At 49.6% G+C, this 246-nt stretch carries 1 protein-coding gene; it reads right to left on the bottom strand.

The genetic code is table 11. The annotated features are described in order from the left end of the window. A partial coding sequence (locus tag Q5762_RS39320; protein ID WP_315897117.1) for a hypothetical protein occupies positions 1–246 on the bottom strand: 246 nt, incomplete at both ends.

Genomic DNA, 246 nt, shown 5'->3' on the forward strand with positions numbered 1-246 from the left:
CTGGGATATCAGGCTGCGCTTGACCTCAAACGAGTTCATCTCAAAACCGTCAGGAGCTTTTAGGTCTTCCCATATAGTCTTGGCAGATTGAAAGCGATGCAGAGGGAGGGACGCCAGCTTTCCGTCATGCAGGCCTTTGAAAATACATACGAGGTAGATATTGGAGTCTTGGTAGGAAAGACCCAACGGCTTGATATGTAGCGTTCGCGGCTCATAGGCACCTCGCTTCAGGTAGAGAACTTCGAT

The sequence above is a fragment of the Streptomyces sp. P9(2023) genome, assembly GCF_032436795.1.
Taxonomy (GTDB): domain Bacteria; phylum Actinomycetota; class Actinomycetes; order Streptomycetales; family Streptomycetaceae; genus Streptomyces.